This is a genomic window from Streptomyces sp. MS06, assembly GCF_047200655.1.
Taxonomy (GTDB): Bacteria; Actinomycetota; Actinomycetes; order Streptomycetales; family Streptomycetaceae; genus Streptomyces.
In genome coordinates this window covers 1-1,257 of sequence record NZ_JBJZOJ010000145.1, presented here as the reverse complement: position 1 = coordinate 1,257, position 1,257 = coordinate 1, and the positions used below count along the sequence as shown (strand labels likewise).

At 69.0% G+C, this 1,257-nt stretch carries 1 protein-coding gene; it reads left to right on the top strand.

The genetic code is table 11. From position 1 onward, the window contains the following. Position 1 precedes the first annotated feature (1 nt). Positions 2-1,257 (top strand): diaminobutyrate--2-oxoglutarate transaminase (gene ectB, locus ACL02U_RS32840; RefSeq protein ID WP_412794669.1); only part of this gene is annotated, 1,256 nt, incomplete at its 3' end.

The following is a 1,257-nucleotide window of genomic DNA, read 5'->3' as shown; positions in this document are numbered from 1 at the left end:
CATCACCCAGCCCGACCTGAGCGTCTTCGAGACCGTGGAGTCCGAGGTGCGCAGCTACTGCCGCGGCTGGCCCACCGTGTTCGACCGTGCGCAGGGCAGCCGGATGTACGACGAGGACGGCCACCAGTACCTGGATTTCTTCGCCGGGGCCGGCTCGCTGAACTACGGGCACAACAACCCCGTGCTCAAACGTGCCCTCATCGACTACCTGATGCGCGACGGCGTCACCCACGGGCTCGACATGTCGACCACCGCGAAGCGCGCCTTCCTGGAGTCGTTCCAGAACTACGTCCTGCGTCCGCGTGACCTGCCCTACAAGGTCATGTTCCCGGGCCCGACCGGCACCAACGCCGTCGAGTCGGCGCTGAAGCTGGCGCGCAAGGCCAAGGGCCGCGAGTCGATCGTGTCCTTCACCAACGCCTTCCACGGCATGTCGCTGGGCTCGCTGGCGGTGACCGGCAACGCCTTCAAGCGCGCCGGTGCCGGAGTCCCGCTGGTGCACGGCACGCCGATGCCCTTCGACAACTACCTGGACGGCCAGGTCCCGGACTTCCTGTGGTTCGAGCGGCTGCTGGAGGACCAGGGCTCCGGGCTGAACAAGCCGGCGGCCGTGATCGTCGAGACCGTGCAGGGCGAGGGCGGCATCAACGCCGCCCGCCCGGAGTGGCTGCGGGCGCTGTCCGAGCTGTGCGAGCGGCAGGACATGCTGCTGATCGTCGACGACATCCAGATGGGCTGCGGCCGCACCGGCGCGTTCTTCTCCTTCGAGGAGGCCGGGATCACGCCGGACATCGTCACCGTCTCGAAGTCGATCAGCGGCTACGGGCTGCCGATGTCGCTGTGCCTGTTCAAGCCCGAGCTGGACCTGTGGGAGCCGGGCGAGCACAACGGCACCTTCCGCGGCAACAACCCGGCCTTCGTCACCGCCACCGCCGCCCTGGAGGCGTACTGGGCCGACGGCTCCGCGATGGAGAAGCAGACCCGTGAGCGCGGCGAGCAGGTGGAGCGCGAGCTGGTCTCCATCACCGAGGAGAACCTCGCCGACATCAAGGAGTACCGCGGCCGCGGTCTGGTGTGGGGCCTGGAGTTCCGCGACAAGGACCGCGCCGGCCGGGTCGCCCAGCGCGCCTTCGAGCTCGGCCTGCTCATCGAGACCTCCGGACCGGAGAGCGAGGTCGTCAAGCTGCTGCCCGCGCTCACCATCACCCCCGAGGAGCTGGACGAGGGTCTGAAGATCCTCGCCCGCGCGGTCCGCGA